This is a genomic window from Kribbella sancticallisti (assembly GCF_039530625.1).
GTDB classification, from domain to species: domain Bacteria; phylum Actinomycetota; class Actinomycetes; order Propionibacteriales; family Kribbellaceae; genus Kribbella; species Kribbella sancticallisti.
In genome coordinates, this window is sequence record NZ_BAAAOS010000048.1 from 256,076 (window position 1) to 282,370 (window position 26,295).

Here is a 26,295-nt window from a genome sequence, read left to right on the forward strand (position 1 = left end):
CTGTGTGTTCTGGGGCTCAGGCCTTGGCGGGCTCTTCGGCCGGGATCTCCTCGGCCTCGGCGGCAGCCTCGGCCTCGGGGTCGGCGTACGTGCCGTCGGGCTGCAGGGTCTTCAGCTCGATGGTGTTGCCGGAGGCGTCGGTGACCTTGGCGTTCTCGACCAGGTGCGCGAGCGCCTTGCCGCGGACGACCTCGGAGACCAGGCTCGGCACCAGGTTGTTCTCGACCGCGTGCTGGGCGAACTGGTCCGGGCTGACGCCGGACCGCTGCGCGTGCCGGACGATGTGCTCGGTCAGCTCCTGGTCGTTGACGCTCAGCTCCTGCTGCTCGGCGACCAGGTCCAGCACGAACTGGGCCTTGATGGCGTCCTCGGAACGCTTCCTCAGGTCCTCGTCGAACTCTTCCTCGGTCTGCTCCTCGCCCTCGAGGAACTGCGCGAACGTCATCCCGGAGTACCCGAGCTGCTGCTCCAGGTTCTCCCGGCGGGCGGCCAGCTCGTCGGTCAGCAGGCCCTCGGGGACCGGCACCTCGACCAGGGTGAGGATCTTCTCGAGCACCGCGTCGCGGGCGTCGCCGGCCTGCTCGAGGCGCTTGCCGCGCTCCAGCCGGCCGCGCACGTCGGCGGCCAGCTCCTCGGCGGTGTCGAACTCGGACGCGGTCTGCGCGAAGTCGTCGTCGAACTCGGGCAGCTCCTGCTCCTTGACCGCGGTCACCTTGACCTCGACCTGGACGTCCTCGCCCTTGAGCTCGCCACCGACCAGCTGGGTGGTGAAGGTGGCCGACTCGTCCGCGGACAGGCCGATGACGGCCTCGTCCAGGCCGTCGAGCAGCTGACCGCTGCCGACCTGGTACGACAGGCCGGTCGCCTGCGCCTCCTCGATCTTCTCGCCGTCCTTGGTGGCGGACAGGTCGATCGTGATGAAGTCATTGTCACCGACCGCGCGCTCGACCGGGTTGAGCGAACCGAACCGCTGCCGCAGCGCCTCGATCTGCTCGGTCACCTCGTCGTCGCTGATCGCGATGTCCTCGACCTCGGCCTCGAGGCCCTCCAGGTCCGGCAGGGTGATCTCGGGACGGACCTCGACCTCGGCGGAGAACTGCAGGCTCTCCTTGTCGTTGAACTCGGTCACGTCGACCTCGGGCCGGCCGATCGCCTTGACCTGGTTGTCCTGGACGGCCTGCGAGTACAGCTTCGGCAGCGCGTCGTTGATCGCCTCTTCGAGCACCGGACCGCGACCGACCCGCTGGTCGATGACCTGCGGCGGGATCTTGCCCTTGCGGAAGCCCGGCACGACGATCTGCTGACCGATGCTCTTGTACGCCGCGTCGAGGCTCGGCTTGAGTTCCTCGAACGGCACCTCGACGATGAGCCGGACCTTGGTCGGGCTCACGGACTCGACGGTGCTCTTCACGGTGGCGGTTCTCCTTGGTCGGTGACGTTCACAGCCGTGGCCGGACAGGCCACGCTGCACGGTGCTGCAGGGGTTTGTCGGGGCGACAGGACTCGAACCTGCGGTCTCCTGCTCCCAAAGCAGGCGCGCTAGCCACTACGCTACGCCCCGCAGTGACCGCACGAGTCTAGTCGACGCGGACCAGTGCTCGCGCCCACCCCTCCCGCGCCCCCCGTATTTGAGAGTGCACCGGCGGATGTGGAATCATGTCTGTCGCACCCGTTGAGGCGGGCGCACGCGGGTGTAGCTCAATGGTAGAGCCCCAGTCTTCCAAACTGACTACGCGAGTTCGATTCTCGTCACCCGCTCAAACCGAAAGGCCCAGCTCGGAGGCAAACCCTCCGACCTGGGCCTTTCGCAGGTACAGGGCCGCCACGCGCTCCCGGCTCGGCTACACCAGGATGAAGCACGCAGGTCGGGCCTGGTGCGCGATGACGACCGCGGCCCTGGGTGGCTCCGATGCGGGCCTCCTGTGGTGCAGCTTTGCGGCTCGCTTTGGCTCGTGGTGGCGCGAGATAGTGGGCCAAGCACCACGGGCACACGGGCACGCCGACTGGGTCAGTGATAGCCCCAAGCCGCTTTACGGCGTTGTAGCGGTTGCCACCTACTGGCCGGTTGTGGTTGTTCTGTGGCATGTCCTTTACCCAGGCGACCCCAGAGGGCTGCCCTGGCCGATCGAGATGAGTAGACGCGGCGTGGAGATTCTGGGGGTAGCTGGGGACGAGTTCGGGCGGGTTGTGCGGGCGCGAGCGGGAGCCTGCCGGCGGGGGCGTCAGCGCAAACCCGCCTGCTCGATGCCTTCGGGCGCCGACCGTAAGGCAACTCGATGCTTTCGGGCGCCGACCCTAAGGCAACTCGATGTCTTCGGGCGGCGACCCTGAAAGCAACTAGTTCCAGATCAGGCAGAACTCGTTGCCGGCCGGGTCGCGTAGGACCTGGAAGGCGTGACCGTCGTAGACGTCGTGGGCCAGGGTGGCGCCGAGCGACAACGCTCGGTCGATGGCCTGACGGTGTGCGTCGTGAGGGACGCGCAGATCCAGGTGGAGCGGGTTCTTGCCGCGCTTGGCGTCGTGGGCGACCCGCTGGAAGTACAGCCGCACCGGGCCGCCTTGCAGGTCGACGTCACCGTCGTCGGTCCAGACCAACTCCCCACCCATCAACTGCTGCCAGAACTTCGCCACCGCGACCGGATCCACACAGTCCACCACGACAGCCTCGACCACTGGCACCAGATAGTTCATCGCACTCACCTCCACTACCGATCCCGGTGCCCGCATCCATGCATATTCAGACGCTCACTGGACCCGAAAAACCGGCCCACGGGGAGTGAACGGCAGGGTCGCGCCGGCGGGAATCAGGTAGGCGTGGTCGCGGCGGACGCGGAGTACGTCGCAATCGCTGTCGGTGATGATGAGGATCGGGCCGTCGGACGGGAAGTCGTCGGCGCGTTCCAGGAGATCGACACCGGGCTGCAGGACGGTGCCACCGCGTCCCCGGACCTGCACTCGGCCGGCGATGTCGTCGACGGGGACATACCCGGCGTCGTACGCGGCCGCGTCGCAGAAGACGACCCGCGCCGCGGGAACATCGCGAGCCGCCGAGTACGACGCGATCGCGCCGAGCGCCTTCCCCAAGAGCGCACGGTCCATCGAACCCGACGTATCCAGCACCACCCCGTACGTCGGAAGCCGGTCGACCGAGGTCGGGCGGATCCACCCAGGCCGCGGGATGTCCGGAGTACTGCCCTGGCGGCGCGAAGCCCGGGCGTACGTACGAACGCGAGCCACAGACGGCACGTACTCCTCAAACCACCGAGCCAACTGCGCATCCCACTGCAGCGGCGGGTGTTCCAGCGCCCGGATCTCCTCCACCAACCCCGCAGGCAGGAGCCCCCGCGCGGAATCGTGATAGGCCAGACCAGTCGTCAGCGCACGGCGGTAGACGTCGTCCAGGTCAGACGCTCGCCGGGCCTCACCGGCATGCGGCAGCGGCGCACCCAGCACATCCCCGAGCCCGGCCCCTCGCAGCGTCGCCAGCTTCCGATACCGCCGCAGATCGGTGGCGATCCGGTCGTACACGCCCTCCACCGACAGCCCGCGCAGCGACGCGTCGTACAGGACGCCCTCCGGCATCGTCCCGACGCCCATCTCGACCAGCCACCCGTTGATGACCAGATCGGCGGCCACGTTCCACAACCACGGATCCCGCCCACCGACCCGGGCCCCGTGCCGCAGCGCCGCGTGCAGCATCTCGTGCGCCATCACGAACCGCCACTCGTTCCGGGTCAGCCGAATCAGCGGGTTGACGTAGATCTCCCCCGCCTCGGCGTTGACGGCGGCGATCTGGATGTCCCAGCCGCGAGCGAGTTCGGCCTCGGCCACCACCTTCAGGCTCGCCGCCAACGCCCCCAGCAACGGGTACGACGAAACGAACCACCCCAGCGCCAGATCCCAGTCATCGGCGACGCCACGCACATCTGACAACGACGACCGAGCCCCACCGGCGACATCCACCGCAGCGGCCGCCGCATCCGACAACCCGGCCGCGAACAACTCGGTCCAGGGCGGCGGATCCCCCCGGCCGTTCCACCGCTCGAGCAGTACGTCGCCACGCCCGCTTGCCACCCCCAGCCCGTCGAACTCAGCCGGTACTCCGACCCGTCGCCAAAGCCGCGCAAGTGCGTCCTCGTCAGTCGCGGGCAGATCTCCGGGCAACGACACGACCGCTCGCCCGATCCCCAGCGACGACAGGAACCGATTGACCGCCACATCACAAGCCGCACCAGACGCGCGGTCATGATCAGGTAGATCAGGCGATCCATGCCCGAGCCCCAGGTGGATCAGCAGGTGCGCGAACACCCAAGCCCACTCCTCCACCGACGCACGCCGGGTCGGGTGAACGTAGATCGTGCCGCTGGAGGAGATCACCGCCCAGCCGTCCGCGGGACACGGCCCGCGCTGATCCCGGCGCAGGTCGACCCACCGATAGACCATCGGCGCGAACAACGGATGGTTCGACACCCGCTCCCAAGCGACCTGGATCGCCTCCAGCGCTGGATCCTTCTTCTTCCGGCGAGAGGACATGACCCTCAGGCCCGGGCAGCGACGAGCCGCGGCAGGTCCCGCGTCACCTCGACCAGGAACCACCCGGGCAGCACCGGCCGACCGTCCTCGTCGGACGCGATCACGAGCTGCGCGATCTCGAGTGAGATCTCCGCGAGCTCGACCAGCAACGACTTGCCGCGGTGGGCCAACTGCCGCGCGGCCGGGCTCGCCGAGGCCTTGGCAGCGGCCAGTTCCTTCACCAGCCGTGCCCGGAAGGTCTCGGCCAGGAAGTACAGCAGGTCACGGTCCTCCGGAGCCGCCGGCCAGCCGGTCTCACCCTTCAGCACCGCCTCCAGCCCGAACGCGTTCCGCACCGTCTTCACGTACGCCCGGAAGGCCGAGCCGTGCGCGGCCGTCAAGGTGCCGAAGGCAAGGATCCGGAGCGTTTCGTCGTCGATTCCGTCACCGTAGGAGTGCAGCGCGTCGGACAGCATGTGCCAGCTGCGCGGCGTGGAGAACGGCTCCTCGGTCTTCGGTGGCGCGGTCCACAGGTGGTCCGGCCGGTTGCGCAGGTAGTCCAGGACCCAGGGGTGGATCCCCGCGCCGGCCGCCCACTCGAGCCAGTCGCTGCCGGAGGCCCGCAGATGGACGTGCACCAGCCGGTTCAGCAGGGCGCTCGCCATCGGCCGCGCCAGCGCGTTGTCCGTCGCCCGGTTCCCGGCGCCGATCACGACCGACCCGGCCGGCAGTTCGTAGTCACCGATCCGGCGATCCAGGATCAGCGAGTAGAACGCCTTCTGTACTTCGGGCGACGACGCGTTCAACTCGTCCAGGAACAGACAGTAGGGGGTGTCGCGGGCGATGCCGGCCGGTGGCGCGAACCGGCTCCGGCCATCGACGATCTGCGGTACGCCGATCAGGTCCTCGGGCGCGAGCTGGGTCCCGAGCAGGGTGACGCAGTCCAGCCCGAGCGAGTCGGAGAACGCCCGGACCAGGCTGGACTTGCCGATCCCGGGCGCGCCCCAGACGAACACCGGGCGGACCACCGCGACGTGCAGCAACACCTCCGGCAACTGCGCCGGGGTCACCGTGACGGCAGCCTGCATCGGGTCCTTTCGGGCGGGTCGGATTCGCCCTCCAGCATCCGGCAGCGGGCCCGCGGTGTCACCCGGATTTCACAGCAAGCGCTTCCACTGGCGCGTGATCTGCGATTAAAGTGCCGCCCTTCAAGGGGAATCGGCGGCCCGGCAGCCGGGCGCCAAGGGGGTTCAATCCATGATGGTCCGTTCCAAGCTGATCGCTGCCGCCTGCGCGGTGGTCCTGCTGCCGTTCGCCGCGGTGAAGGTGATGGCGGCCGATCCGCCCACCCACCTGGGCGAGGGAGCAGCGGTCGGCAACCGCCCGGTCGCGGATCCCGCGGTCCAGATCCGGCAGGCGTCCACCTCGTACTACGTGACGTCGTACGGGCAGCCCGACGACCACTCCCCGGAGCCGTGGGAGATCCTCAGCACGGCGAACGGCAGTGTCGTACGGACCGCGCCCAGGCTGCGCGACGAGCCCGACAAGGTCCCGACTCTGCTCGGCAAGTACGTCGTCACTCCCGCCGCGACCGAGGTCGCCTTCCGGGACATCGCGACGGACACGACCAGCCAGGTCGCAGTACCGGCCGGTGCGACCTATCAGGGCGCCTACCCCGGCGGCATCCTGCTCTCCCGTGCGGCAGACGGCGGCTCGTTCGCACTGCGTGGCGTGGACAACACCGAGAAGCCCGTCACCGGCGCCACGTTCGGCGATCCGGTGATCCTGGACACCACCGCCACGTCGATCCTGATCAGCGTCGCCGGCAAGCTGTCCGTCATCGACCTGGCAACCGGTACCGCGACCGCTGCCGCGACGCTCGCCTCGAACCCGGCCTGGGCCCAGCTCACCCCGACCCGAGTGATCTGGCAGACGGCGGCGACCGCGACCTCGAAGACCCTCGGCTGGAAGCAGGGCGCGACCACCGGCACGGTCGAGGTGCCCTTCGGTCTCCCGCTGCTGACAGTCGGCGACGACGTCGCGGTACGGGTGCCTGAGACGAAGGCGCTCGCCAAGGTCGCCGTAGCGACCGGCACGGTCACCCAGCAGTTCGTCACCGGCGTGCACGACGCCGCGGACCTCGGCAACGGCCGCCTGCTGATCTCGGCCCAGAGCAAGGTCGCCACGGTCGGCGCCGACGGCGTGCTGACGACCGTCAAGGCCACGCCGGCGTTCGCGGCCCAGGTCAGCGGCGTCGAACTGTCCGGCGCGCGCGTGGTGACGGCTGACTTCCAGCCGGACCACGGCCTGTACGAGACCACCACCAACGGCACCACCTGGTCATCCCTGAGCAGCAGCAACTCGACGAAGCCTCTGCAACTCGAGGGGACCACGCTGGTCAGCTATCAGGCGGGCATCGCCCGAGTCCGCGGCTCCGGCGGCGACCTGACCTTCCCGGCGACCGACGAGGTGATCCTGGGCAAGGGCGGCAAGCTGGTCTCGCACCGCGCCCCCAACGCGACCACCGCCGAGGTGTGGAACGTTGCGAGCAAGACCAAGGTCGCCGACTACGACGTACCGTTCGCCCTGGCGGACGACTCGGTCTGGAAGGTCACGGAGCCCGGAGCGTTGACCGGCAAGAACCTGGCTACCCAGGCGATCAAGACGGTCATCGTGGCCAGTGGCTGCGCGGTCGGCGCCGACCGGGTGAACGGACGCTGGGCCCTGCTGAGCGGCTGCACCGGCGGCAACCAAGTCGTCGACGTGTCCGGTCCGGAGGCTCCTCGCAACCTCACCGTCGCCGCGGATTCCCAGCTGGGCAACGGATTCGTGGTCCAGACAGCCGTCGGCCAGGACGCGAACGGCCTGTCGACCAAGGAACTGCTGGTCACCGACCTGAACGACCAGGGCCTCCAGCAGCGTCGCTACGGACCTGTACTCGGCCGGCTGCAGCCCGCCGCCTTCCGTGCGGATGGGGCAGGCGGAGCCAAGATCATCTACGCCGACCCGGATGCCCGTCCCCGGATCATCGACCTCACCTGGCTGACACCGGACCCGCAGCAACGCCCTGACACCGTCGCGCCGGTGCTGACCAGCGCGACCGCCGGCGACCGGCTGCGCGACAACACCAGCCTGTCGTTCGAGTGGGCCTACACCGACCCGCAGGACCCGAACTCGCCCGCCACCGGCGTCTTCTCGTACGACCTCCGGATCCAGCAGCGCCCGAACCGAACCTCGCCGTACGGCGCGTGGAACCAGGTGGCGGGCTGGCAGAGCCTCAAGACGACGGCGGCCAGCTACAGCGCGGCTCCTGGCACTGACACCTGCTGGCAGGTCCGGGCCCGGGACTACGCCGGGAACCTGAGCGCGTGGAGCACCTCCTACTGCAGCGAGGTGGACGGCATCGCGCCGTCGCTCGTCACCCTGCGGATCGGCGACCGCACCCAGTTGAGCGGCCAGACCACCTTCCGGTTCGCGTACTCCGACGAGACCGCGGTCGCCACCTACGACATCGTCTACAAGACGGCGGCTCCGGGTGCGGCGCTCGGCCAGTGGATCTACCCGGCGGCCTGGCAGAACACGCAGCTGTCGTCGATCACCTGGTCGCCGCGGCTGGGCTGGGACCAGTGCTTCCTGGTCCGGGCGCGGGACGTGCTCGGCAACCTGTCGGGCTGGTCGCCGCAGATCTGCTCGGTCGCTCCGCAGGACGACCGGGCGCTGACGTCGGCCGGCACGGTGACCAGGTCCACCAGCACGCTGGCGTTCCAGGGCACCACCTCGATCCTGAAGGCGAACGGCGCCTACCTGACCAAGACCGGGGAGACCGCGGCCCGGGTCGCCCTCGTCACGATCAACGGCCCCGGCCAGGGCCGGGTGGACGTCTACCACGCCAACATCAAGCTCGGCACGGTCAACCTGGCCGCCACCACCACGCAGCGCAAGATCACCTATCTCCCGATCACCCCGCTGCGCTCCGGGGCGGTGAAGATCGTCTCCACCTCGACCGCCCCGGCCGCGATCGACGCCGTCGCCTTCCTGAGGGTGAATCCGTAGCGGGTACTCATCACGACTCGTAATGACTGTGAGCCCCGTCACCGCCCGGTGCCGGGGCTCACCCATTGCAACAAGCGGTAATTCGTCACCAAGGAATGGAATCCGCAGGACAAGCGCTTACCACTCGGTGATACTGGAAAGTGCGCCGTTTTCCGGTCGCGACAATCCCGTGCCGAGCATGTTGGGAAGTGCGCCCCTCCAGATGCCCTCAGAGCAACCTGTCCAAGCGCCGTCGATCGCTGCCCCTTCTAGTCGTACCAACCCCCGGCGAAGCCAGAATCTCTGGCGCCTCCGCCCCTATCTCCGCCCCCACAAGTGGCGCCTGGTGACGATGTTCTCCACGGCCATCCTGGGCGTGGCGGTCAGCCTCACCGTTCCCCTCGTCACCCGGGCCATCATCGATGGTCCGGTCACCCGCCGTGAGATCGACCTGCTCCTCCCCCTGGGGCTGCTCGCCCTCGGGCTGAGCATCAGCGAAGTACTGCTCGTCTGGGTCCGCCGCTGGGCCCAGTCCCGGGCGGTCAGCGACCTCGAGGCCGCTCTCCGCAACGACCTCTACATCCGGCTGCAGTCGCTGCCGATGGAGTTCCACAGCCGCTGGCAGAGCGGGCAACTGCTCTCCCGGGTCACCGCCGACCTGTCCACCATCCGCAGGTTCATGGGCTTCGGCCTGCTGTTCCTGGTGATCAACGTGCTGCAGTTGGTGGTCGTCACCATCCTGCTGCTGCAGCTCTACTGGCCGCTCGGCATCGTCGTCCTGGTGGCGGCGGCGCCGATCATCGTGCTGTCACTGCAGTTCGAGAAGAAGTACCTGGCGATCTCCCGCCGGGTGCAGGACCAGCAGGGCGACCTGGCCACCCAGATCGAGGAGTCGGCGGTCGGCTTCCGGGTGATCAAGGCGTTCGGCCGGCGCGAGCACGTGAAGCAGCAGTTCGACGACGGCGCGATGAGGCTCTACGACACGTCGGTCGACAAGGTCCGGCTGTCGTCGCGCTTCTGGACCTTCCTGGGGGTGATCCCCAACCTGACGCTGGTGATCGTGCTGCTGCTCGGTGCGCTCGCCGTCGGCCGGGAGTCGATCACGCTGGGCACGCTGGTCGCCTTCATCACGCTGATGCTGTCGCTGATCTGGCCGGTGTCGTCGCTCGGCACCATCCTGGCGATGGCGCAGGAGGCGATGACGTCGGCGGACCGGATCAGCGAGATCCTCGACACCGAGTCCACCATCACCGACGGTCCGGACGAGTTGGTGAACCCGCGTGGGCACCTGCGGTTCGAGAACGTCAGCTTCCGGTTCGACCCAGACTCGGCGGATGTCCTGCACCACATCAACCTCGATCTCGCGCCCGGTACGACGCTCGCGCTGGTCGGGGCCACCGGGTCCGGCAAGACCACCCTCACCTCCCTGGTCCCCCGCCTGTACGACGTGACCGGTGGCCGGATCACGATCGACGGGCACGACCTCCGGGACCTCAGCATGGAGTCGCTGCGCAGCGCGGTGGCGTCGGCCTTCGACGACCCCACGTTGTTCTCGATGAGTGCCCGGGAGAACATCACGCTGGGCCGGCCGGACGCCACCGAGGCGGACGTTCAGCAGGCGCTGGAGATCGCCCAGGCGACCTTCGCCAACGACCTCCCCTGGGGTCTGGACACCAGGGTCGGCGAGCAGGGTATGTCCCTTTCCGGTGGTCAGCGGCAACGGCTCGCGCTCGCCCGGGCGGTGCTGGCCAGGCCGGCGATCCTGGTCCTCGACGACACCCTGTCCGCGCTCGACGTCCACACCGAGGCCCTGGTCGAGGAGGCGCTGCGCAACGTGCTCGCCGAGACCACCGGCATCGTGGTGGCACATCGGGCCTCGACAGTGATGCTGGCCGACCAGGTGGCGCTGCTGGAGAACGGCACGATCACCGCCGTCGGAACGCACCAGGAACTACTGGCCACCGTTCCGGCGTACCGGCAACTGCTCGCCGCGGAAGAGGAAGAGGTGCACGCATGACGGTATTCATGGCCGCGCCTCCGGCGCGGCGGGTCATGAGGCTCAACTCCCGGCCTTCCCTCGTCACTCCAGTCGCTTCGCTCCCTGCGCTCCTCAGTCCAGGCCGGGAGGCCTCATGACCACGACCCAGCAGACACCACAGTCCTCTGACGATCAGCCGGAGGAGCAGGACGACTCGTGGCGCGGGTATGCCGAGGAGGGCAACGACGAGTTGTCCAGGGCAACCACCGTGCGGTTGCAGAAGCACTCGCGCAAGCTGCTCGGCGAACTGCTGCGGCCCTACCACAAGATGATCTGGCTGCTCGTCGTGATCGTCCTGGTCGAGAACGCCGCCCGGCTGGCGGTGCCGTACCTGGTCCACCTCGGCATCGACAAGGGCATCCCGCCGATCCTCGCCGGCGAGGGCAGCCAGACGCTGCTCACGGTGGTCGGGGTGGTGTTCGCGTCGGCGCTGATCCAGGCGTTCGCGCGGCAACTGTTCCTGATGCGGTCGGGCCGGCTGGGCCAGACCATCCTGCTCGGCCTGCGCCGCAGGGTGTTCGACCACTTCCAGCGGCTCAGCCCTTCGTTTCACGACAAGTACACGTCGGGACGGGTGATCTCCCGGCTGACGTCGGACGTGGACGTCATCGACGAGATGCTGCGGACCGGCTTCGACGGGCTGGTGACGGCCCTGCTCACGCTGGTCGGCACGGCGGTCCTGCTGCTCGTGCTGGATCTCCAGCTCGGCCTGATCGCGTTGCTGTCGTTCCCGGCGCTGTTCCTGCTGACCAGGTGGTTCCGCCGCCGGTCGGCGATCGTCTACCGGCGGACCCGCGAGGCCGTCGTCCTGGTGATCGTGCACTTCGTCGAGTCGATGGGCGGCATCCGCGCCGTCCAGGCGTTCCGCCGGGAGCCGCGCAACGAGGAGATCTTCTTCGAGGTCAACGACAAGTACCGCGAGGCCAACCTCGAGTCGTTCCGGATCAACGCGATCTTCATGCCGTCGATCAAGGGCGTCGGCAACATCACCATCGTCGCGATCCTGGCGTACGGCGGCTGGCAGGCCTACCACGGGCACGTCACGGTCGGCGTGCTGACCGCGTTCCTGCTCTACCTGCGGCAGTTCTTCGAGCCACTGCAGGACATCTCGCAGTTCTACAACACCTTCCTGTCCGCGAGCGCCGCGCTGGAGAAGCTGTCCGGCGTGCTCAACGAGGAGCCGGACGTCCCCGAGCCGACCGAGCCCGTGCGGCCGACGAAGGCGCGCGGTCACCTGGAACTGCGCAACGTGCAGTTCCGGTACGTCGACGGGGTGCCGGTGCTGCCCGGGCTCGACCTCGACGTACCGGCCGGGCAGACGCTGGCCCTGGTCGGCACCACCGGCGCGGGCAAGACCACCATCGCCAAGCTGGTGGCCAGGTTCTACGACCCGACCGGCGGGCAGGTGCTGCTGGACGGGATCGACCTGCGGAAGCTGACCGAGGACGACCTGCGCGAGCGGGTGGTGATGGTGACCCAGGAGAACTTCCTGTTCACCGGCACGGTCGCCGACAACATCCGGTTCGGCAAGCCGGACGCCACGATGCACGAGATCGTCGAGGCGGCCAAGGTGATCGGCGCGCACGACTTCATCATGGCGCTGCCGGACGGCTACGAGACGGCCGTGGAGAAGCGCGGCAACCGGTTGTCCGCGGGGCAGCGGCAACTGGTGGCGTTCGCCCGGGCGTTCCTGGCGGACCCGGCGGTGCTGATCCTGGACGAGGCGACCTCCAGCCTCGACATCCCCAGCGAGCGGCTGATCCAGCGCGCGCTGCGGACCATCCTGGACGACCGGACCGCGATCGTGATCGCGCACCGCCTGTCGACGGTGGAGACCGCCGACCGGGTGATAGTGCTCGAGCACGGCCGCGTCATCGAGGACGGCGCACCGTCGGCCCTGATCACCGACGGCGGCAACTACGCCGGGCTGCACCAGGCGTGGGAGGACTCGCTCGCCTGAGCCCGCACTACAAGCGANCGCCCCGGGCCCCCAGCCCGGGGCGATCGCCGTTGCGGGCCGGAAACAGCAGCACCTTGCTGTTCGCGCGGGTAGGCGCTGGTGCCTTCCTGGATGTCGAGGTAGATCACGCCGATGGCGGCCACCTCGATGCGCACCTGCCCTGCCTGCCAAGGGATCGAGGGTCGTTCGACCATGCGGGCGTGTCCGGGTCGATGGCTTCGATCACCCTCATCGGTGGAAGGCCTCGATCACTTGCTGCACCCGATAGCCCGCGGCGAAGTCGGCCAGGTCGTGCAAGTGCTCGCCCCTGACAGCTTCGGCGAAGAGCGCGAGCCGGGTGGCCTCCGAGCCGAGCTCACCGGTCAGCTCGACCGGTCGCCACTCCTTGCCCTCAGCAACGAACAGATCGCGCCAGTCGCTGAGCCGGTAGGACTGCCGACTCCCCCGCAGGATCCACTCATAGCTCTCCGGCCCTGCTGCCCCCACCACACCGGTCAGGTGCACGGGGACATCACCCGCGAGCATCAGCCCGTACGCCGCTGTCTCGCTCGCCTCGTCCCGATGGGCCAGGCGGGTGTGGACCGGCACCAGCGGCCCGAGCAGGCGGTCGGTCAGATAGGCGAAGTGCGAGAAGACCTCGCGGACGAACCCGCCCTGCTCCCGCCCGGCCACCCAGGTCGCGTCGGTTTGGAAGCCGCGTGGCCAAACCGGGAAGGTCAGCCGGATCTCGACGCCCAGGACCTCCCCCACCCGGCCGTCCGCGATCGCCTGCTCGACGTACTTGGTGGACTGCCGGTCCGACAGGGAGAAGTTCACCGCCGCCGCCCGACCGCCGGCCCGCGCGGCCGCCACCATCGCGTCCGCGTCCGCGGCCGACACAGCCAATGGCTTCTCACAGAACACCGCCTGCCCAGCCTCCAACGCCGGTACGACGAACGACGCGTGCGTGGCGGGCGGAGTCGCGATGTAGACGGCGTCGAGTTGGTCCGACCCGATGACGTCGGCCGGATCGGTGCTGAACCTGATGCCCGGGTGATCGACCTGGAGCGCGGCGACGGTGGCTGGATTCCGGTCGGCCGCGCGGGCGACCTCGAAGTCCGGGTGCCCGGCGGCGACGTCCAGGAGGTGACGGCCCATCGCGCCGAGTCCGACGATTCCGAGGCGGATCGGTGCTGTGCTCATGTCTGCCAGTCTGGACTCCTGCACATGATCCAGTCCATCTACTCTTTACGCATGGAACAGTTAAGCCACGACTTCATGGACGATCTCCGCAGACTGCGGGTCCTGCGCGAGTTCCGCGAGCGTGGCACGGTCACGGCGACCGCCGAGGCGCTGCATCTGACCCCGTCGGCGGTCTCGCAGCAACTGGCCGGGCTGTCGCACGATCTCGGCTTCCCGGTCACCCGCAAGGACGGCCGGCGGATCGCGTTGACCCCACGAGGAGAAGTGCTGCTGAGCCACGCCGACGCCGTGTTCGCCCAACTAGAGCACGCGCGGCACGATCTGCAGGCGTTCGACGAGACGCTGCGCGGCACGGTCCGGATCGGGGCGTTCTCGACCGCGTTGGCGGGGTTGTTGCCGACGGCCTTGGACACCCTGGCTGCGGGCCTTCCGCAGCTTGTGGTCTCGGTTCGCCAGAGCGAGCCACCTCAACTGTTCGACCAACTGGACGCGGGCCGGGTCGACGTCGCGATCGCAGTCGCCTTCGACGGTTCGCCGACCGTCGAAGATCCCCGGTACCACCGGGTGGAGCTTGGCGCCGACCTGCTGGACGTCGCAGTACCGGCTGGCCATCCGAGTGCGAGGCAGCCGGCGATTGATTTGCGCGACCTCGCCACCGCCGTCTGGATCACCGGCTCACCCGGCGGTTGCTGCGCCTCCATCACCGCCACCTCCTGCGCTGCTGCGGGCTTCACGCCCGATATCAGGCACGAGGTCGATGACTGGCTGGCGGCGACCCAACTAGTTGCCCACGGCCATGGAGTGGCTCTTCTCCCCCGCCTCGCGCAGCGCGACCTGCCACCGGGCCTCGCGGTTCGCCCAGTGGCCGATCAACAACCTCGCCGGCACCTGTTCGCCGCGGTACGCGAGGGCGCGCAGGGCTCTCCCGTACTGCGAACCGTGCTCAGTCACCTACGAGCCGCCGGCTGAGGACTGTCCGAGGTGGCCGGTACGTTGGCTGCCATGTTGACCACGTTGGCCATCGAGAACTATCGGTCGCTTCGGCGGCTGGTGGTGCCGTTGCGGCGGCTGAACGTGGTGACGGGGTCGAACGGGACCGGAAAGTCCAGCCTCTACCGGGCTCTGCGATTGCTGGCTGATGCTTCGCGGAACGGCGCGGTGGCGGCGTTGGCACGCGAGGGCGGGTTGCCGTCGACCCTGTGGGCCGGGCCGGAGAACATCTCGAACGCGGTCCGGCGCGGTGAGCAGCCGGTCCAGGGCACGGTCCGGACGAAGTCGGTCAGCCTGCGGATGGGCTTCGCGTCGGACGACTACGGCTACGCGATGGACCTCGGCCTGCCGCAGCCGAGTCGCTCGGCCTTCGGGCTCGATCCGGAGATCAAGCGGGAGGCGCTGTGGGCCGGTCCGTTCCTGCGGCCGGCCGCGTTGCTGGCCGACCGGGGCAACGGTGGGGTCAGGATCCGCGACGACGACGGCAAGTGGCACGACGGCGGGCACGTGCTGCAGTCGTTCGACAGCATGCTCAGCGAGTTCGCGGACCCGGACCGGGCGCCGGAACTGCTGAGCCTGCGGGAGCGGATGCGGTCGTGGCGGTTCTACGACCACCTGCGCACGGACGCCGACGCACCCGCCCGGCAGGCGCAGATCGGGACCCGGACGACCATCCTCGGACCAGAGGGCGCCGACGTCGCGGCCGCGCTCCAGACCATCCGGGAGATCGGCGCACCCGGCGCCATCGATCAGGCGATCGAGCTGGCCTTCCCCGGCAGCCGCCTCGACATCCGCAGTTCCGACGGACGTTTCGAGATCGCCTTCCAGCAACACGGCCTGCTTCGACCGCTGTCCGGCGCGGAACTGTCGGATGGCACTCTCAGGTACTTGTTGTGGGTCGCTGCCCTGCTCACCCCGCGGCCGCCCGCGCTCCTGGTCCTCAACGAACCCGAGACCAGCCTGCACCCAGACCTGCTACCCGCGCTGGCGAACCTGGTCGTCACCGCGGCCAACGGCACGCAGGTCATCGTCGTGACCCACTCGCGCCCCTTTCTGGCAGCGCTTCAGGCCGGCGCCGACGAGACCAAGGTCGACCTGCAAACCATCGAGCTGATCAAGGAGTTCGGCCAGACCGCTATCGACGGTCAGGGCCCTCTGGACGAGCCGCCGTGGAAGTGGCCGTCTCGCTAGTCTCGTCCTTGACGCTCTCGAACCGGACCAGGATCAGCGCGCCGATCGCGGTCACCACGAACCCACCGAGCGCACCGGCGTACCAGCCGTCCCGTACTGCGTCGTCGAGGACCAGTACTCCGACCGCGGCCGGGGTGATCGTCTGCAGGGCGATCATCGGGGTGGTCGCCAGCGTCACCGAACCGCGTTGCAGGGCGAGGGAGTAGAGCACGAAGGCGAGTGCTCCGCTGATCGGCAGCGTGTATGTCGTGGGGCTGCTGAAAAGTTGCCCGAGCGAGCCGTCCTCCAGCAGGCGGGCCGAGATCGCGACCCCGGCGTACCCGAGTCCGGCCAGCAGGCCGAGCATCGCCGTGGCACTCGCGTGCTGCGAGCGGCTCGCGAGTCCACCGAGTACGGCGATCACGACCAGCCCGACGATGATGCCGATCGTCAGGCCGTGGTGGCTGGCGCTCTCGCCGGCGTGGCCCGCTGATACCGCGAGCAGGCCGAGACCCACGCAGACCCCGACCACGGCCGTCCACTCGATCGCGCTCAGCTGATCGCTCATCAGCCGGGTCGCCAGCAGCGCGGTGACGACCAGACTGGCCGCGATCCCGGCCTGCGCCAGGTAGAGCGGGAGCAGCCGGAGCGCCACGAAGTGCAACCCGAAGCCGGCCAGGTTGAGCACCAGCGCGGCCAGGAACGCGGGCTGCTTCAGCAGCGCGACGACGAACCCCGCGAGCCGCCGCGGGTCGAGCTCCGAGCCCGTCGGCACCTTGCGCGATCCCACCGCCTGCAGGATCGCCGCGATGCCGAAGAGCACAGCGGCGCCGAGGGCAGCGCTCAGTCCGGCTATCACTGGATGGATCCCGTCAACTCAGGCAGCCTTGCGCCGTGGCACCCAGAAGGTGAGGTAGAGGCTCAGCACGCCGTAGTACACGAGATAGGCCAGCGAGATCCCGACCACGATCGCGCTCGGGTCCGGCATCTGCGTCAGCAGGACGGCGTACGAACCGAGCCAGATCGCGGTGGTCAGCAGGTTCATCGACCGGAACGCCTTGGTCCGCGACGGGTAGACGTACTTCACCGGCACGAACACCAGGATCGAGCAGACCAGCAGGATCACGCCGGTCGCCGCCGGGGCGAGCCCTAGCACCACGACGTAGAACGCGACCACGTTCCAGTAGCTCGGGAAGCCGAGGAAGAAGTGGTCGTCGGTCTTCGCGTCCGTCCGGCAGAACTGGTAGCTGGAGGCAAGCAGCGGCAGCGCCGCCAGCACCGCGCCGTACCAGCCGCCGGGCAGGTAGTCACCGGTCCAGAGCAGCACGATCGGCGCGAAGGCGTAGGTCAGGTAGTCGACGATGTTGTCGAGCATCGCGCCGTCGAACCACGGGATCGTCTCCTTCACCCGGAGCCGGCGGGCGATCATTCCGTCCGTACCGTCGATCACCAGCGCGGCCAGGCCGAGCCAGAGCGCCCGGACAGCATCGCCGTCGATGGCGGCGATCACGATCAGCAGCGCGAGCACCGTTCCGCTCGCGGTATAGGCATGCAGTGCCAGTCCGGCCAGACGCAGTCGCGTCGACCCGACGAACGGTTCCCGCACCGCGTCACTTGTGGTCAGGAGAACTCCCAGAACTCGGCCGACGCCACGCGCCGGATTAGGTCGTGTTGGCAACCCCTGTGCAGTCGCGAGCAGGTGCTCGGCACGGTAGCCCGGTGTGCTGGAGTGAAGGCCTCGGTGCTCTTCCATTGTGGCCTTTGCTCCAGTGCGGCGAGGTGCCGTGCCGAGTGCCGCGCAGCACGCACAGGGCTTGCCAACACGACCTCGCTGCGTCAGCGTCTCACAAGGCAGGTGCTCGACCGGAGACCGCATACCGTTCGGCGGGAGTCTTGACGAACTACTGAACCGGCTCCAGCAGGAACACGGGGATCAGCCGGTCGGTCTTCCGCTGGTACTCGCGGTAGTTGGGGAAGACCTCGATGGCCCGCTCCCACCACTCGGCCCGCTCGTCGCCGGTGAGTTCGCGGGCGATCATCGGGCGCGACTCGGTGCGGTCCTGCAGGGTGATCTTGGGGTCGGCCAGCAGGTTGTAGTACCAGACCGGGTGCTTCGCGGCGCCGCCGTCGGACCCGACCGCGAGGTACTTGCCCTCGTGCTCGACCCGCATCAGCGGCACCTTGCGGAGCTTGCCGGTCTTGGCGCCGCGCATGGTCAGCAGGACCACGCCGAGCGGACCCCATTGGCCCGCCTTGGTGTCCCCCGCGGCCTCGATCTTGGCCACCGCGTTCCGGACCCAACCGGTCGGGCTGGGCGCATAGTCCTGGTCTGATGACATGTCACTATTCTGCCCGACGCTAGGGTCTGCCGCTCACGTCCGGGAGTTGCTCGGCGAGCTGCTTGATGGCCGCCAGCCGGTGATCCCACTGCGCCGCGACCTGCTCCATCCAGCTCGCCGCCTCGGTCAGCGCCCGCGGCAACAAGCCGAACCGGACCTCACGGCCGGACTTCAGGCTGTCGACGACGCCCGCTTCCCGTAGTACTGCCAGATGCTGTACTACGGCCTGCCGGGTGACGGGGAGCTCCGCGGCCAGGGCGGTCGCAGTACGGGCGCCTTGGGCTGCGAGGAGTTCGACGAGCCGCCGTCGGGTCGGATCCGCGAGTGCGACCAGAACCGCGGCGGTGGTCATACCTGTGGAGCCAGCTCCGCGAGGGCGGCGAGCCCGCCATCCCAGCCCTGGGCCGACTCGTCGGCCTTCTTGACCTGTACTTCGGCGGGAACGTCGAGGCGGTCGAATCCGCTCTCCACGACACGCAGCCGAGTCCCTTCGCCTTCGGGCGTCAGGGTGAACTCGACCAGGTTGGAGTTGCCCGGCGCCGCGTCGACGTCCGGGTCGACCGCGTAGCGATAGGCGAACCGGCGGCCGGGCTCGACCTTCTCCACGAACCCGCGGTACTCACCGTGCTCGTCCCAGCGCATCACCAGCCGGCCGCCCGGGCGCAGGTCGATCTCGGCGCCGCCGAAGGCATACCAGGTGGCGAAGTGCTCGGGTTGCGTCAACGCGGTCCAGACCTGCTCCGGCCGCGCCTCGACGTACAGCTCGCGCTCGATGCTCTCCATGTCGGCGACTCTGCCAGCTGCGGGGTTGATGCGCAAGTCTGGACTTGCACATCAAGCGGTCTGGTGGGCCTGATCCTCGGCGGTTTTGCGAGCCTGGAAACGGGCGACCCGGGCGGCGCGCTCGCGCTCCATCCGGCGGCGGGGGTCCAGGTGATCCGGCAGCGTCGCCGGGCCGGCGACGTGCAGCAGCAACCAGACCAGGCGCCACCTGATCCGGTACGGCAGGCCCAGTCCGTCGGTCTTCTTGCTCATCACGACTCCAGATGCTTGGTGTGGCAATAGTTTGTGCACCAATTGATACTGTAGTCAACGCCGATCGAAGGAGAAAAATGCCCGAGGTGTCCGAAGAGGTGGATCTGCTCGCGCTGGACCGCCAGGTCTGCTTCGCGCTGGCGGTCGCATCCCGCAGCGTCATCGCGCTCTACCGCCCGCTGCTGGAGCCGATGGGACTGACCCACCCGCAGTACCTGGTGATGCTCGCGCTGTGGGAGGAATCACCTCTCTCGGTGAAGCAACTCAGCGGTCTGCTCCAACTCGACCCCGGCACGCTCTCGCCGCTCCTCAAACGCCTCGAGTCCAGCGGCTACCTCACCCGAGCCCGCGACCCCCGCGACGAACGCTCCCTGGCCGTCACCCTCACCGACTCAGGCCAGGCCCTCCGCACCCAGGCCCTCAACATCCCACCCGCCATCATCGACCGCCTAGGCATGACGCTGAGCGAACTGGAAGCCCTCCACAAATCCCTCACCCGAGTAATCGCCGCAGCGACGACCTGATGCACGTCGCCGCGTACCAGGTCCCGGAGTACCGGCTCGACCTCGACGCAGCCCTACGCCAACTGACAGCGGCACTACCCGACACCGCCATCGCCTGCTTCCCCGAGGCCTTCCTCCAGGGCTACTTGACGTCCCCCACAGCCGCCCGTGCGCACGCTTTCGACCTCCAGTCGGCTGACTTCTCCGAAGTACTCGAGCGTTTGGCAGGGGTTGAACCGACGCTGGTCTTCGGGTTGATCGAGCGCGACCGCGACCGCCTCTACAACACCGCGGTCGTGGTGCGTGCCGGACGTCTGGTCGGCCGCTATCGGAAGAGGCACCTGCTGCCTGGTGAGGCGATCTTCAGCGCCGGCGACAGCGATCCGGTGTTCGAGCTGGACGGAACTCTGTTCGGGATCAACATCTGCTTCGACCTGCAGTTCCCGGATGGGGTCGCGGCACTCGCAGCCCAGGGCGTCTCGGCGGTGCTTTGCCCGTGCAACAACATGATGCGGCCCGCGGTGGCGACGGAGTACAGAGAACTTCATCAGCAGATGCGTCAGCGGCGGGCCAGGGAGGCCGGGGTCTGGGTCATCTCGGCCGACGTCACGGGGCCCACCGATGCCGACAGGGTCTGCTACGGCCCGATCTCGGCCATCGATCCTTCGGGAGAGGTTGTCGCTCAGGTCCCCGAGCTGACCGAAGGGCGAATCGTGGTGGTGGTCTGACCAGCTGGGACCATTTCGCCGCCTGGCCTCTCACGCGGAGCTGGACGTACAAGTGGTAGGAAGGCCCGTTCCTGCCGTTGCTGTGGTGAGCTTCATGACGGCGCGGAAGCTGTCGATCTCGGTACCTCCTGAGGTCGATGCGACGATCAAGGCGGCGGCTGCGGAGGAAGGCAAGTTGGTGTCCGCGTGGCTGGCCGAGGCCGCCGTGGAGAAGGCGCAGGCTGCTGCGGCGCGCGCTGGCGGTCGCGCCGACGCCCGGGAACTGATCGCGGAGTACGAAGCAGGTCGGAGGGCCGCTTCCCGACGAATCTCGCCAGCGGGCCCGGCAGTTCATGCTGGCCCGGCAGTTCATGCTGGCCCGGCAGTTCATGCTGGCCCGGCAGTTCATGATGGAGAACGGCTTGCTCTACGACGACAACTGGCCGACGGCCGGCGAGTGCGATCGATCGTCTACGACGCCGACGCCCTGGTGGCAGCCGAACGTCGCTCCCCTGACCTGCTCGCCCTCCACGACGAGTTGACTGCCGCGCACATCCGCCGTCTGGTGCCGGTCGTCGTGCTCGCACAGGTTTGGCGCCGCGGGCCGCAGCATCAGATCTCCCGCTTGCTCAAAGGCTGCGACATCGTCTCGGACGACCAACGGATCGGCCGCGGGCAGGCGTCGTCTGCAAGTCCTCCGGTACTGCGGACGTCGTCGACGCGATCGTGGTCGTCACAGCCGTGCAGCATCAAGCGTCAGTGGTTACCAGTGACCCCGGACCGCGGCGATCTGACCCACCTGGCGTCCTCTATCGGATTCAAGCTCCACCTGTTCACCGTCTAGTGCGGTAGTCCTCCTGTTCACCGTCTAGTGCGGTAGTCCTCGTCCACCAGCGAGCCCTCGAACGCCAGCAGGAACCGAATCGACCCGCCGTCGACTCCCGAGACGATGAGAATCCCGGACTCCCGAGACGATGAGAATCCCGCGCTGGGCCCGACCTTCGATCGCCTACCCAGCGGCCGTCGGCACCACCTCAGCCAGGAGCACATGAACCAGGGCGCTGAGCCTGGTGACTCGCAGGAGCGTCCATGGCTCATCGGTGTAGAACTGAGAACTGACCGCCTTCCGGTCAGCATCTGGGCAAGCCAATCGGCACCGAAACCACGCGCCGACTCCGCCACAAGCACAACTGTTGCCCCAGCACGGTGTTGCGGGAAGGCGCCTCCGCACGACCGGGGAAAGACGACTTCGCCGGGCGGTCGGATTGCAGTACCCGCCGACAGACGGCCCGGCCCGGGTTGGGTCGGTTCAGCCCGGGTTGGGTCGGCTCGGGCCGGGTTGGGTCGGGTTGGCTCGGATCGGGTTGGGTCGGGTTGGCTCGGATCGGGTTGGGTCGGATCGGGTTGGGTCGGGTTGGGTCGGCCCGGGTGGGTCGGGTTGGGTCGGGTTGGGTCGGATCGGGTCGGCCCGGGTCGGGTCGGGTCGGTCGGGTCGGCTGGTGACGAAGTGCTTTGGCTGGCCGGGTCCGCTCCATCCTGGGCACCCCCGGGTGGGGGCACTGGTGTGCCCTTGTGGGTCAGCCGCTGTCGACTAGGTCGGGCTCGCTGGATCGCTGGCCCCATGGATCGAGGCGCTCGGCGGCTGCTGGGGTGAGCCAGGACAGTTGACCGGAGGCGGCTGGTGGGGTGGGCGGCTGGCCGATTCTCACCAGCCCGAACAGCTCACGGGCCGCATCAGGGCGTGCCGGGTTGCCGCCCTTGAAGTCCGGGGCTGAGTTGAGGGGAGCCGGCGTGGCTGGCTTTGCGTGCGGCCGCGCCGGCCGCGCGGAGCGGTGGACCGGGTCGGCCCAGGTGGGGCGGGAGACGTGGACTGCGCCGTTGGTGATGGTGACGGTGTAGTGGCCGTGGTGGATGGCGGTGTGGTGGGAGCCGCAGAACAGGGCGAGGTTGTCGATGCTCGTCGGACCACCGTCGGCCCAGTGGATGATGTGGTGGGCGTGGCACTGCGGTGGCGGGGCTTGGCAGATGATGCAGCCCTTGTCGCGTTTGTTCAGAGCCTTACGCATTGCGCCGGTGACGAAGCGTTGTTCGGTGCCCACATCCAGGGGTTGGGACTTCGAACCCAGCACGATGGGGAGTACCGCGGCGTCGCAGGCCAGCCGGCGGACGGCGGCCGCGGACAGGTTGTCGCCGTGCACCAGTTCCCCGACGGCTTGGCTGGTGGCAGCCTTCAGGTCGGTGAAGTCGATGGTGACGGTGAGATGGGGGACGCCGGGGCCGGTGCTGGCGGTGGTGGCGGTGTCGAGGATGGTGACGAGGGCGTCGGCCTGGCGCTTGTCGCGGGATCGCGGATCGAGTTCGCCGTCCACGGTTTTGTGGGGTTTGGCGAGGGCGTGGATCGCGGTCTTGAACAACTCGGCGTTTTCGTTGGCGAGGTAGCCGCCGAATTTGAGGCCGTGGTCGGCGGGGCGTAGCCAGAGTGCTTCGCGGTGGTAGGCGTCGTTTTCGGCGGGTTCGGTGCCGTCGGTGTCGAGGGTGTCGACGACGCGTTTGCCGAGGACGCGTAGGTCGGCCGGGGACAGGTATCTGGCGGCTTCGACCATCTGTTCCTCCGCGACCAGAAGGTCCTCGACCGGGACCGTGGCCGGGACCTTCTCCAGGGCGGAGACGATCGCGTGGGCTTGGCCGGGATGCAGCCGGACCGGCGCCGGCGCGCCGGGCTCTCCGTCAGCGGAGGCAGAGCCGAGGTCGGTGGCGTCGGCAACTGGCTCAGCGTCGCCGTCAAGGTCGGCGCAGGTGCTTGCGGCCTGAGGGTCCGGGAGTGCGGCGGTGACGGTTTCGTACTTGGGGAGGGCGAGGGCGAGTTTGAGGTCGCGGCGGACGTCGGTGGGGTTGAGGCGGTGGCGCATCGAGAGGAGTTCGATGGTGTCGCGGGCGCCGAGGTCTTTGGCGTGGCCGATCTTGTCCAGGTGGGCGATCAGTTGGAGGCGGTAGGTGTGGCGCAGGGCGTCCTCGGCGGCGAGCGCGTCGAGAGTGGACAGCAGATCGCTGCCACTCTGCAGCCACGGCGGGCGCATCTCCAACGTCTCCATGCCTATGACTCTAGACACGGCCGCCGACAGTTTTCGAGCTGAGAACGCCTTGTGGGCAAGGGATTCCGTGATTGGCAGGTAGCTGTCAGGTTGTCCACGGAAATGCCCGGGAGCGGGGCGAGGTCTGGCATATTGAGGACAGCATGTCCACAGGCACAGGGCGGTGTAAGCATGCGGTTGGCCGCCGGTGGTCATCGCGGGCAAGGGCGTACTGATCGGACCCGGTGGCTCGAAGGATGGAGAGGTCAGACGGCTGCATCCGCGTCGATAGGAGCGTTGGCAACTGCAGCACTTTTGGGCAGGCCCATGTCGTTGCCGATAGCAAGATCGCGGTCACCGGCGGGCGACAGGCGGCGGGCGGCAGACGGCGGGCGGCGGGCGGCAAACGCCGGCGGTCACCGACGGGCGACGGGCGGCAGGCGGCAGGCGGGCGACGGGCGACGGGCGACGGGCGGCGGGCGACGGGGCGGCCCAAGGTGACCAAAGAGTCAGCGTCTAGTCGGTGGGGACGCACTCCAGGAGTTGGGCTGCGGTGGCGATTTTGGCTTCTATCCAGCGGCGGCGGAGGAAGTGGGCCTTGAGGAGGCGGTGTACGCCGTCGAGGACGACGAGCCGGCCGCGGTAGGCGACCAGGTGGATGGGGAAGTCCAGGTCGGCGTTCATCACCCGCTCGTAGTGCGGGCGGAAGTTCATCGGGGTGGCGGCGACCTGGTTCGGGGTGAGCTTGAAGCGTTCGCCGTTCAGGGGCCACAGCGGCAGGTCGAACATCCAGAGCAGGTCGGCGACCTCGACCGGCTCGACCTTCAGGTCCAGCGCCCACAGCTTGCCCAGTTGCCAGCGGGTCGGCGGGAAGACCTCCCGCATCGACTCCGGCGTCATCGCCAGCAGGTCCTCGAACGACACGTCCGGCGCGGTCCGGTCCGAGCTGTCCACCCCATCGATCGTCACGGTCGAGCAGGCTACGCCATCCGCTGGGCGACCACGACCACGTTGCTCAGGTAGACCTTGCCGGTCCAGTCCTCGCAGGTGATCAACACCAGCCGGCCGGCCACGCTCTGGTCGAAGACAGCCGCGGCGCTCCTGGCCAGCGCCTGCTTCCGGTACGTCGTGACGCCGGTGACGCGGTAACTCAACGGACCACTCGAGGTGGTCACCGCGACGACGTCCCCGGCGCGAAGCTGCTCGAGATCGTCGAAGGCGCCACCGCCGGCGTGCACGGTGTGCCCGGTGATCACCGCCGAGCCGCGGCGTGCTCCCGGCAACGCACCACCGGACCACCAGCCGACCTGTCGGGCGTCGGATGGAGGAGTCAGAGAGCCTTGCTCTGCGGCGATTCCGACCACCGGTGCCGAGACGTCGAGATAAGGGATCGAGATCCGGGACGGCACCCCGGGCGTGGCCGCAAGCGGCTTCGCCGAGGACGACGTGCGCCCGGTACCTGAGGAGGACGAGGTGCCCGGAGGCCCGGTGGGGATCGAGGTGGCCGAGGGGTCCGAGGCGGACGACGCACCCGAGGCAGTCGTGGCAGTCGTGGTCGGCAGCGGTCGAGGCGTCCGCGGCGAGGCCGCGGCCGGACCGCCGTCCCCCGGATCGGCGCCCGCTTGGTCGCTGAAGTGGAGGTAGCCGCCGAGGATGGCGACGGCGATGCCGGCGATCGCGAGCGACCCGCCCCACCGGAGTGGGGCAGGTCGGCCGCGACGTTTGCCGGTGGTCACGTCAGATACGGTGCCTGCCGCGCCGCTTGAGCGCCATCGTGGCTCCTGCCGCCAGCAACAAGCCGCCGGCTGTCAGCAGTCCGCCACCCAGCAGACCCAGCGGCCCGCTCTGCCCGGCACCACCGGACGAGTCGCCGCCGAGACCGGCGTCAACCGCCGTCGGTACGCCGGTGGTCGGCGCGTCCGAGTCGATCGGCGCCGGCGTGGTGTCCGTCGCCGTAGGCGTCGAGCCGGTGACCGTCATCGTCGGCACCGTCGGAGTACTCGGCACATCCGTCGGCGGCGTGCTCGGAGGCGTCGTCGGCGGCGTCGTGGGAGGCGTCGTCGGCGGCGTGGTGGGAGGCGTGGTCGGCGGCGTGGTGGGAGGCGTCGTCGGCGGCGTGGTGGGAGGCGTGGTGGGAGGCGTGGTCGGCGGGGTCGTCGTGGTGCAGCCTTCGACCCAGAAGACCTTGTGCTTCGTGTCCGCGCCCTGCGAGCCGTCCGCGTTGACGGTGAGCTTCACGTGGTAGCCCTGCTGCGGATGCGGCGGGCCGCTGAACTTCAGCGTGTAGGTCTCCTTGGCGTCCAGGTCGTTCCCGCCGCCCGCCGGGTCGCCGCCGATGAACGGCGTCAGGTCACCCGAGACCACCTGCAGGCCGCCGTCCGCGGTCGGTGCCTGGTCCTCGAAGGTGACCTTCGCGAAGTAGGCCGGATTCTCGTCGTAGTTGTAGAACTCGACCACGAACGTGCAGCCCTGGTGCGGATTGTTGTCCGGCGGGCCGCTGCCGAGGTCGACGCCCTCGACCTTGACCGTTCCGTTGTTGCCCGGCGGATCCGCCTGCGGGCCGGCGGCAACGACTTGTTGCGCGACCGCGCCCGGTGCCACCGCCAGCGCGGCCGCCCCCAGTAACAGTGAGACCGCGCCGACACCGGCGATGACGCCGGCCGCGCGAGCACTGACCCCCGTGTTTGCCATCACAACAGTCCTCGATTCAGGAAGTGGTCTCTCGATTACCCACCGAGAGCTCTCTTGCAGTATGC

23 protein-coding genes and 2 tRNA genes are annotated in these 26,295 nt (G+C 68.8%); 9 read left to right on the plus strand and 16 right to left on the minus strand.

The annotated features are described in order from the left end of the window. Nucleotides 1-16 precede the first annotated feature (16 nt). Together tig and ABD255_RS30565 are read right to left on the minus strand one after the other, a co-directional pair. Entirely contained in the window at nt 17-1,411 is a 1,395-nt protein-coding gene (gene tig / locus ABD255_RS30560; protein WP_344220132.1) for a trigger factor, read from the minus strand. A 77-nt stretch (nt 1,412-1,488) separates the two neighbouring features. Then, nucleotides 1,489-1,561: transfer RNA gene (locus tag ABD255_RS30565), tRNA-Pro, on the minus strand. A gap of 126 nt (nt 1,562-1,687) precedes the next feature. Here ABD255_RS30565 and ABD255_RS30570 point away from each other — a divergent pair. After that, nucleotides 1,688-1,758, plus strand: a tRNA-Gly gene (locus ABD255_RS30570). A gap of 579 nt (nt 1,759-2,337) precedes the next feature. Here ABD255_RS30570 and ABD255_RS30575 read toward each other — a convergent pair. From ABD255_RS30575 to ABD255_RS30585, 3 genes are read right to left on the minus strand one after another with little or no spacing between them, the layout of a single operon-like run. Beyond that, entirely contained in the window at nt 2,338-2,691 is a 354-nt protein-coding gene (locus tag ABD255_RS30575) for a VOC family protein (protein WP_344220134.1), read from the minus strand. Between the two features lie 54 nt (nt 2,692-2,745). Further along, nucleotides 2,746-4,533 carry a vWA domain-containing protein gene (locus ABD255_RS30580; protein ID WP_344220136.1) on the minus strand — a complete coding sequence of 596 codons (1,788 nt, stop codon included), beginning with the start codon at nt 4,531-4,533 and terminating at the stop codon, nt 2,746-2,748. A 5-nt stretch (nt 4,534-4,538) separates the two neighbouring features. After that, the gene (locus ABD255_RS30585) at nt 4,539-5,600 is read right to left on the minus strand and encodes an ATP-binding protein (protein WP_344220138.1); all 1,062 of its coding nucleotides are present in this window, start codon (nt 5,598-5,600) and stop codon (nt 4,539-4,541) included. A 169-nt stretch (nt 5,601-5,769) separates the two neighbouring features. Here ABD255_RS30585 and ABD255_RS30590 point away from each other — a divergent pair, with 169 nt between their 5' ends. The 3 genes from ABD255_RS30590 to ABD255_RS30600 all read left to right on the plus strand — a co-directional run bounded on the left by ABD255_RS30590 (nt 5,770) and on the right by ABD255_RS30600 (nt 12,542). Then, on the plus strand, nt 5,770-8,565 hold the full coding sequence (locus tag ABD255_RS30590; RefSeq protein WP_344220140.1) for a phage tail protein: 2,796 nt from the start codon (nt 5,770-5,772) through the stop codon (nt 8,563-8,565). A 331-nt stretch (nt 8,566-8,896) separates the two neighbouring features. Further along, entirely contained in the window at nt 8,897-10,561 is a 1,665-nt protein-coding gene (locus ABD255_RS30595) for an ABC transporter ATP-binding protein (protein WP_344220401.1), read from the plus strand. 115 nt (nt 10,562-10,676) lie between these two features. After that, on the plus strand, nt 10,677-12,542 hold the full coding sequence (locus tag ABD255_RS30600; protein ID WP_344220142.1) for an ABC transporter ATP-binding protein: 1,866 nt from the start codon (nt 10,677-10,679) through the stop codon (nt 12,540-12,542). A gap of 228 nt (nt 12,543-12,770) precedes the next feature. On the opposite strand, the gene ABD255_RS30605 is transcribed toward ABD255_RS30600, so the two are convergent. Beyond that, the gene (locus tag ABD255_RS30605) at nt 12,771-13,724 is read right to left on the minus strand and encodes a Gfo/Idh/MocA family protein (RefSeq protein WP_344220144.1); all 954 of its coding nucleotides are present in this window, start codon (nt 13,722-13,724) and stop codon (nt 12,771-12,773) included. A 51-nt stretch (nt 13,725-13,775) separates the two neighbouring features. Between ABD255_RS30605 and ABD255_RS30610 the strand changes: the two genes are divergently transcribed. Both ABD255_RS30610 and ABD255_RS30615 read left to right on the plus strand, forming a co-directional pair. Further along, nucleotides 13,776-14,693: a LysR family transcriptional regulator gene (locus ABD255_RS30610; RefSeq protein ID WP_344220146.1), complete on the plus strand. Its 918-nt coding sequence runs from the start codon at nt 13,776-13,778 to the stop codon at nt 14,691-14,693. 33 nt (nt 14,694-14,726) lie between these two features. Then, nucleotides 14,727-15,905 (plus strand): AAA family ATPase, encoded by a 1,179-nt coding sequence (locus tag ABD255_RS30615; protein ID WP_344220148.1) that lies wholly within the window; start codon nt 14,727-14,729, stop codon nt 15,903-15,905. Here the strand turns inward: ABD255_RS30615 and ABD255_RS30620 are convergent. From ABD255_RS30620 to ABD255_RS30645, 6 genes are all read right to left on the minus strand, one after another. Continuing rightward, nucleotides 15,850-16,743: a DMT family protein gene (locus ABD255_RS30620; protein WP_344220151.1), complete on the minus strand. Its 894-nt coding sequence runs from the start codon at nt 16,741-16,743 to the stop codon at nt 15,850-15,852. The two genes, ABD255_RS30615 and ABD255_RS30620, sit on opposite strands and share 56 nt — an antisense overlap. An 18-nt stretch (nt 16,744-16,761) precedes the next feature. Next, on the minus strand, nt 16,762-17,490 hold the full coding sequence (locus ABD255_RS30625; RefSeq protein ID WP_344220152.1) for a CDP-alcohol phosphatidyltransferase family protein: 729 nt from the start codon (nt 17,488-17,490) through the stop codon (nt 16,762-16,764). A 295-nt stretch (nt 17,491-17,785) separates the two neighbouring features. Next, nucleotides 17,786-18,223: a nitroreductase family deazaflavin-dependent oxidoreductase gene (locus ABD255_RS30630; RefSeq protein WP_344220154.1), complete on the minus strand. Its 438-nt coding sequence runs from the start codon at nt 18,221-18,223 to the stop codon at nt 17,786-17,788. A 19-nt stretch (nt 18,224-18,242) separates the two neighbouring features. Further along, the gene (locus ABD255_RS30635; protein ID WP_344220156.1) at nt 18,243-18,575 is read right to left on the minus strand and encodes an ArsR/SmtB family transcription factor; all 333 of its coding nucleotides are present in this window, start codon (nt 18,573-18,575) and stop codon (nt 18,243-18,245) included. Next, entirely contained in the window at nt 18,572-19,006 is a 435-nt protein-coding gene (locus tag ABD255_RS30640; protein WP_344220158.1) for an SRPBCC domain-containing protein, read from the minus strand. Before ABD255_RS30640 ends, ABD255_RS30635 begins: the two co-directional genes overlap by 4 nt. A 51-nt stretch (nt 19,007-19,057) precedes the next feature. Next, entirely contained in the window at nt 19,058-19,258 is a 201-nt protein-coding gene (locus tag ABD255_RS30645; RefSeq protein WP_344220159.1) for a hypothetical protein, read from the minus strand. Between the two features lie 77 nt (nt 19,259-19,335). Between ABD255_RS30645 and ABD255_RS30650 the strand changes: the two genes are divergently transcribed. The 3 genes from ABD255_RS30650 (at nt 19,336) to ABD255_RS30660 (ending at nt 21,312) form a co-directional block, all read left to right on the plus strand. Then, on the plus strand, nt 19,336-19,782 hold the full coding sequence (locus tag ABD255_RS30650) for a MarR family winged helix-turn-helix transcriptional regulator (RefSeq protein WP_344220161.1): 447 nt from the start codon (nt 19,336-19,338) through the stop codon (nt 19,780-19,782). Then, a complete protein-coding gene (locus tag ABD255_RS30655; protein WP_344220163.1) occupies nt 19,782-20,489 on the plus strand; it encodes a carbon-nitrogen hydrolase family protein in 708 nt (235 codons plus the stop codon). Before ABD255_RS30650 ends, ABD255_RS30655 begins: the two co-directional genes overlap by 1 nt. Nucleotides 20,490-20,925: 436 nt before the next feature. Further along, nucleotides 20,926-21,312 (plus strand): PIN domain nuclease, encoded by a 387-nt coding sequence (locus ABD255_RS30660; RefSeq protein WP_344220164.1) that lies wholly within the window; start codon nt 20,926-20,928, stop codon nt 21,310-21,312. 733 nt (nt 21,313-22,045) lie between these two features. On the opposite strand, the gene ABD255_RS30665 is transcribed toward ABD255_RS30660, so the two are convergent. The 4 genes from ABD255_RS30665 to ABD255_RS30680 form a co-directional block, all read right to left on the minus strand. Next, nucleotides 22,046-23,560 (minus strand): HNH endonuclease signature motif containing protein, encoded by a 1,515-nt coding sequence (locus tag ABD255_RS30665; protein WP_344220165.1) that lies wholly within the window; start codon nt 23,558-23,560, stop codon nt 22,046-22,048. A gap of 495 nt (nt 23,561-24,055) precedes the next feature. Then, the gene (locus ABD255_RS30670; protein WP_344220166.1) at nt 24,056-24,508 is read right to left on the minus strand and encodes a hypothetical protein; all 453 of its coding nucleotides are present in this window, start codon (nt 24,506-24,508) and stop codon (nt 24,056-24,058) included. 11 nt (nt 24,509-24,519) lie between these two features. Then, a complete protein-coding gene (locus ABD255_RS30675; RefSeq protein WP_344220167.1) occupies nt 24,520-25,275 on the minus strand; it encodes a class F sortase in 756 nt (251 codons plus the stop codon). Nucleotide 25,276: 1 nt separating this feature from the next. Next, nucleotides 25,277-26,230: a hypothetical protein gene (locus tag ABD255_RS30680; RefSeq protein ID WP_344220169.1), complete on the minus strand. Its 954-nt coding sequence runs from the start codon at nt 26,228-26,230 to the stop codon at nt 25,277-25,279. Between the last annotated feature and the right edge of the window lie 65 nt (nt 26,231-26,295).